The sequence below is a fragment of the Nitrosomonas halophila genome, assembly GCF_900107165.1.
Taxonomy (GTDB): Bacteria; Pseudomonadota; Gammaproteobacteria; order Burkholderiales; family Nitrosomonadaceae; genus Nitrosomonas; species Nitrosomonas halophila.
This window is the reverse complement of record NZ_FNOY01000103.1, coordinates 1-6,012: the sequence shown is the minus strand read 5'-3', so window position 1 is coordinate 6,012 and position 6,012 is coordinate 1. Positions and strand designations below refer to the sequence as shown.

At 51.8% G+C, this 6,012-nt stretch carries 6 protein-coding genes; 3 read left to right on the top strand and 3 right to left on the bottom strand.

Annotated features, from left to right (window positions below):
* The first annotated feature begins 214 nt into the window (after positions 1–214).
* Positions 215–1,375 carry a J domain-containing protein gene (locus tag BLV85_RS14005; protein ID WP_090415849.1) on the top strand — a complete coding sequence of 387 codons (1,161 nt, stop codon included), beginning with the start codon at positions 215–217 and terminating at the stop codon, positions 1,373–1,375.
* Between the two features lie 94 nt (positions 1,376–1,469).
* On the opposite strand, the gene BLV85_RS14000 is transcribed toward BLV85_RS14005, so the two are convergent.
* From BLV85_RS14000 to glpK, 3 genes are all read right to left on the bottom strand, one after another.
* The gene (locus tag BLV85_RS14000) at positions 1,470–1,862 is read right to left on the bottom strand and encodes a hypothetical protein (RefSeq protein ID WP_090415848.1); all 393 of its coding nucleotides are present in this window, start codon (positions 1,860–1,862) and stop codon (positions 1,470–1,472) included.
* A 34-nt stretch (positions 1,863–1,896) separates the two neighbouring features.
* On the bottom strand, positions 1,897–2,469 hold the full coding sequence (gene pgsA / locus BLV85_RS13995) for a CDP-diacylglycerol--glycerol-3-phosphate 3-phosphatidyltransferase (protein WP_090415847.1): 573 nt from the start codon (positions 2,467–2,469) through the stop codon (positions 1,897–1,899).
* Between the two features lie 100 nt (positions 2,470–2,569).
* Positions 2,570–4,054 carry a glycerol kinase GlpK gene (gene glpK / locus BLV85_RS13990; RefSeq protein WP_090415846.1) on the bottom strand — a complete coding sequence of 495 codons (1,485 nt, stop codon included), beginning with the start codon at positions 4,052–4,054 and terminating at the stop codon, positions 2,570–2,572.
* Between the two features lie 854 nt (positions 4,055–4,908).
* Here glpK and BLV85_RS13985 point away from each other — a divergent pair.
* Positions 4,909–5,124: an AbrB/MazE/SpoVT family DNA-binding domain-containing protein gene (locus BLV85_RS13985; RefSeq protein WP_090415845.1), complete on the top strand. Its 216-nt coding sequence runs from the start codon at positions 4,909–4,911 to the stop codon at positions 5,122–5,124.
* The gene (locus tag BLV85_RS13980) at positions 5,121–5,543 is read left to right on the top strand and encodes a type II toxin-antitoxin system VapC family toxin (RefSeq protein WP_090415844.1); all 423 of its coding nucleotides are present in this window, start codon (positions 5,121–5,123) and stop codon (positions 5,541–5,543) included. The genes BLV85_RS13985 and BLV85_RS13980 overlap by 4 nt, the downstream gene beginning before the upstream one ends.
* Positions 5,544–6,012: the final 469 nt, after the last annotated feature.

Here is a 6,012-nt window from a genome sequence, read left to right as displayed (position 1 = left end):
CCCCTACTTTTAGCATCATGGTACGTCCAAAATTTTAAAAGATAAATCTTACCGCCTTAAAGGCGGTGGTTTTAACCTTACTTCGGACTAATAAACTAAACTGTACAAACTTCGGTCACACTTCACACTTTTATATGACATCGCATCTGGACCAGTGTTGCGCTGCCATTTGCATCCAATATTGTCACCCACGCCAGATAGCCAAATAAATTTTATGCCCCAGCAACAGAATCTGTTTCCCGAACAGGCACCTGACACATCTCAGGAAGAAATTGCAAGCACTGCGCTCCAACTGACCTCACAACATGGCCGTCTTTCGCCGGATCAGCAACGTTTCAACCGTTTGCTCAAGCGGATCGATAATCTTAAGAGCCAACTGGCAAAGATTGAAACGCTTTGTGACGCACATCGGCCAGCATACCATCTCACGCTGTCGCCATTACAAGAGCGCCATTCCAATCTTATTCGCGAACTGGTGCTTTGGCTGCATGCAAGGCTGCAAGGCAAAGGTTTGAGCGCTGCGCTCAAACGCGACGCCAAAACCATACTTTGCCATTTCAGCCAGACGCTTGCAATCGAGGGCGACGAGGAAATGCGGCACCTCCATGACCAGTACAGCACCGAAAGTCTCGCACAAAAACAGCAGAACATGTGCGACGATATGCGGGCCATGATGGAAGACATGTTCGACTTCTCTCCATCCGAGGACGAACCGTTGGACAATATCGACGACTTACTGCATGCCAGCCTGAAACAGTTGCGAGAGGCCGACGCTGCAGAAGAGGAGCAACGTCAACAAAAGCAGCGGCGCAGAAAAAAAACCAGCACCCAAGTCAAGGCGGAGGAAACGCAGCAAGAAGCCGACAGCATGCTACGCAAACTCTTCCGTCAGCTTGCTAGTATGCTGCATCCCGACCGGGAAAATAATCCTGAAAAGCGCGCCCATAAGACTGAGCTAATGAGTGAGGCCAACAAGGCCTATGAAAGCCGCGACCTGGTCACTCTGCTAAAAATCCAACTGCACATGGAGTTAACCACCCAAGAATCGATTGCCCAATTGGCTCAGGAAAAAATCGCTTCGTTGACTGTGTTACTCAAGCAGCAGATCAAAGCGCTCGAAAACCAATTACACACGCGCCGCCAGAGAGCGCTCCAGGAATTTGATCTCATGCCCTATGATCCGCTGACCAAGACGACACTGACTCGCAACCTCAAACAAACGGAATGGTCCCTCCAACAGGCGATACGCGAGATGGAACTGGATCTGGAGCGGATACAGGACGACCAGACCCTAAAAACCTGGCTGAAAGAACAAAAGAAATTGCTGGCACAATCCGCTTCCACCGATTTTTTTGATCTGTTTGGGATGCGCTGAACCCGGAAGCAGGCCGCTTCCGGAACACAGGGCATAGGTTTATTCGATTCCGAGGCTGCGCCATCCCACCCATTGGCCGCAACGCTCTGAATCATCAGTCATCACATACATGCCGGTCACTTTCGCCGGCTTCTTCCTGCAAGCCATAGAACTGCGGCGGCTGTATCAGGCTTTGAAACTGTTGGCTGCATGCCTTGATTTGCTGCATACTCGGATGCCCAGCAACCTCCATCCCGAATGCCAACGCCCGTTCCTGAGCTTCCTGTCGTTTCCCGGCCCGGCATAACGCTTCAATTTCTGTGCCGACTTGATGCGATTTTTGCTCGAATGCTTTCAATTCCGATCGATCGATTTTTTCAATACAGGCCTGAAAGCCCTGCATCTGCCGCATCATTTCCTGCATTTGCGCGCCATCCATGCCTGGCGGTATCTGGGCATAGCTGTTGGCAGACATAAGTGCCAACAGCCCAATCCATATGAATTTCATGTTTTCAACCTTATTATTTCGATCGCTGATTTCATCAACGATGGTGGATCACATGCGGCATCGCCGCTTTTAAATAATAGACCATAGACCACAAGGTCAGAAACGCGGCCAGATAAATCAGCCATGTGCCCACGACTTGCGGATCAAAATAGTCACCTATCTTCTCATGGTAAAGCAACAATGGAATAGCGATCATTTGCGAGACGGTTTTTATTTTTCCCAGAAAAGAGACTGCTACGCTTTTGGATTTACCGATCTGTGCCATCCATTCCCGCAATGCAGAAATCGTAATTTCACGCCCGATGATGATCAACGCAATCGGCGCATCGAGCCGTTCCAGGTAGACCAGCACAATCAAAGCTGCCGCAACCATCAGCTTGTCCGCCACTGGATCGAGAAAAGCGCCGAATGCGGAGGTCTGATTGAGCACCCGGGCCAGATAGCCATCCAGCCAGTCGGTCAGGGCGGCGGCGCCAAAAACCAGGGTGGCAGCCAGATTTTGCCCAGCTGGCGACAGCCAGTCAGCAGGTAAATAAAAAATCCCGACAAACAGCGGTATGGCCATGATACGCAACCATGTCAGGAAATTGGGAACATTCATTAGCATGATATAGAAAAGTGATTAATCTGTTTTAATGTATCGCACATCCAATAAGGGCTGGTTAATGAATAACTTGGGCATACGCAAGTTATTCATTAACCAGCCCTTACAGCAACCCCCGAACAGCAGTTTGCCAGCCAGCATAAAGCCGTGCTCTTTTATCCTCCTGCATGGAGGGCGTATAGACGCTGGCACGTCGCCAATGGCGCTCGACCGCCTCCAACCGTGGAAACAACCCCGCATAAAGCCCGGCAAGACATGCTGCACCCAGTGCAGTAGCTTCCGTCACCTCTGGCACTTCCACGGGTTTATTCAGCATATCGGCCAGAAACTGGCACATAAACCGGTTGGCAACCAGTCCACCATCGATGCGGAGTATTGCCGCCTCATGATTGCCATCCTCTTCTATTGCCGCAATCAGATCCCGAGTCTGGTAGCCCTGCGCCTCCAAAGCCGCGCGAACAATGTGCGCCCTGCTTGTCTCGCGAGTCAGACCACTGATCATACCACGCACATCCGGCCGCCAATAGGGTGCGCCCAGTCCGGTAAAGGCGGGTACGAAATAGACTTCATTGCTATCCGGCACGCTCAGCGCCAGCGCCTCACTGTCAGCGACATCCTGAAAAAAACCCAATCCATCCCGCAACCACTGGATCGCCGCACCGGTAACAAAAATCGAGCCTTCTATGGCATAAGTCATTTCACCATTCAGCCGGTAGGCGGGTGTGGTCAGCAAGCGGTGATGCGAGCGCCTAAAGCCGGTGCCTATATTCATGAGCGCAAAACAACCCGTGCCATAGGTCGACTTCACCATGCCAGGCCTGAAGCATCCCTGCCCGATCAACGCAGCATGTTGATCGCCGGCCATGCCACCGATAGGAATTTCACGCCCGAACAACGCACGATCCGTCACGCCGAAACCGGCCGCATTGTCTCTCACTTCGGGCAGAATAGCAGCCGGGATATCGAACAGCGTCAGTAATTCATCATCCCATTTCTGCTCGACAATATTGAATAACAGTGTGCGGGCTGCATTCGTCACATCGCTGGCATGCACGCGGCCGCCCGTCAAATGCCACAGCAGATAGCAATCCACCGTACCAAAGGCCAATTCACCACGCCGCGCGCGGGCACGCGCACCCTCGACGTTATCCAGTATCCAGGCGATTTTACTGGCAGAAAAGTAAGGATCGAACAGCAACCCGGTCTTGGCCGATACCATCGGCTCATGCCCCTGTGCGCGCAATTGCTCGCAATAAGCACTTGTCCGCCGGTCCTGCCACACAATCGCATTACAGACAGGCTTGCCACTGTTGCGATCCCATATAATGGTTGTCTCGCGTTGATTGGTAATGCCGATTGCCGCAATCGATGCAGCCGTGCCACGATTGGAATCCAGCAGCCGGCGGCAGACCTCCAGCGTATCGCACCATATGGCCTCCGGATCCTGCTCGACCCAGCCCTTGGCCGGATAATGCAGCGTGAGTGATTTTTGCTGCATACCCAGCACCTTCAGTTCGGCAGAAAACAAAATCGCGCGGGTACTGGTTGTGCCCTGATCGATCGCCAGGATTGTCGGTTGTTTATTCATGGCCCAATGTTACCCATATACATCAAGATTGCTTCACTGCGCTCGCAAAGACGGGGCAGTAAAAAACGGCAGCCGCACATACCTTTATCGCCGTCATGGTCTGGCCCAACGGGCCGCGGCCATCCAGACGCTTTTCGGCGACCCTGCATCGCTGCCAAGGTCATGGCATTGATGAGATGGGTTCAAAATAGAAATTTCCAAATAGCTTCTCGCTATGTTGCCGTGCCACCTGACCGGGAGGATGTCCGCAGGGTGATCCGCCAGATGCGTGACCATGCTAACACATGGCGGATTCAGTTCAACATAGCGCAAAACAGGTGAATGGATACTACTGGCGATTATTACCCTGCTGCCTGCCTGGCGAGATGGCCGGCATCAAGGCCGGGTTGACGTTGGGCCGGATTGGGCTTCGATGCGCTCACAAAGACGGTTTCGGTGGATGAATCCACCACCCACAACCCGTCTTGGCGAGGCCCAACGGGCCGTGGCCATCCAGCACCGCCGTCGCCTCACCATTTCAGCTCGGCCCAGCAACTTGCGCAAGCCCATCACCGAATATTCGCGCCTACCCGTGGTTGATTCAAACCACGAATGCACACGAATGGACGCGAATAATGATAGCCACTTCGGTTGGGTTACGCCCGTAATTGGGCCGGTTGTCACGCTTTCGCCTTGCCAGCACAAACGCATCTTTCTTTATTATCAACCTGTCCCTGGAGTTCGCAGCATCCATTTATCACTCGTCGTTGGCGACCTGACCCCTTCCGTACATTTGTTCTCTACAAACAGTGAAACCCCAGTTGACAATCTTCTACCATCATCATATTCTTTATTTTTTTTAATAAGTAAAGAATATGAGCAAAGTCAGTGCAAAACGTCAGATCACTTTACCGGTTGATCAATGTCAGGCATTGGGTATTCGCCCCGGTGATGAAGTTGAGATTTTTATTTACGAGGGACATTTAACTCTTGTGAAAAAGATGCCGGGCCGTGCCTACGGACTATTGCGTAGCGTCAAACCGAAATCTGATATCAGCGACGAGGAATCCCGGCAGAGCGCTATCGTATGATTGCACTTGATACCAATGTCTTGCTGCGGTATTTATTGCAGGACGATCCGGAACAGTCCCCTAAAGCTGCACAGCTGATTACCTCACACGCGACCATTCTTATCCCCGACGTGGTCCTGGTTGAAACGATCTGGACGCTGAAGGGTAAAAAATATCAGCTTGGAAAGGCCGAATTGATCCACGTCTTGAAGGCACTGCTTGAAGAATCGGGTATTTGCTTTGAAAACAACCAAACTGTTTGGCAGGCGTTGAATGATTACCGGAAAGCCGATACCATCGATGGCAAACAGGCTGACTTTCCAGATGCCCTGATTGCCAGGAAAGCCAGGCTAATGGCAAAAACCCGACCGACACCACTGATCGGTATCTATACCTTCGACACGGCTGCACAGCAACTGCCCGGTATGCTGCCGATATAAAACCGGAATTTCAATACCGTTTCGTCTCACGCTATCATAATATGTAGCACCAAATATCATTAATCATTCATGGTTATCAAAACCAGCAGCGAAGCAGCCGCCCCGTGGTTGATTCAAACCACGAATCGACACGAATAATGACAACCACTTCGATTGTGTTACGCCCGCAATTGGGCCGGGGTTGTCACACCTTCACCTCATCAGTTTAGACACATCTTTCATTATTATCGACCTGCCCCTGGAGTTCGCAGCATCCACTTATCACTCGTCGCTAGCGACCTGACCCCTTCCGCTCCGCGTAGGGTGCACTTGTGCACCGGCTTTTGCTGTGCGACGGCTAGCCGCCGTGGGCCGGGTGGTTGACGGTGCACAGGTGCACCCTTGTATATTAATAGTGAGCAGCAAACTTGCTCAACACTGTAAAGTAACAGCGTTTTCTGGGGAAGCCGTTGCACCCTGAGGTCTCGAA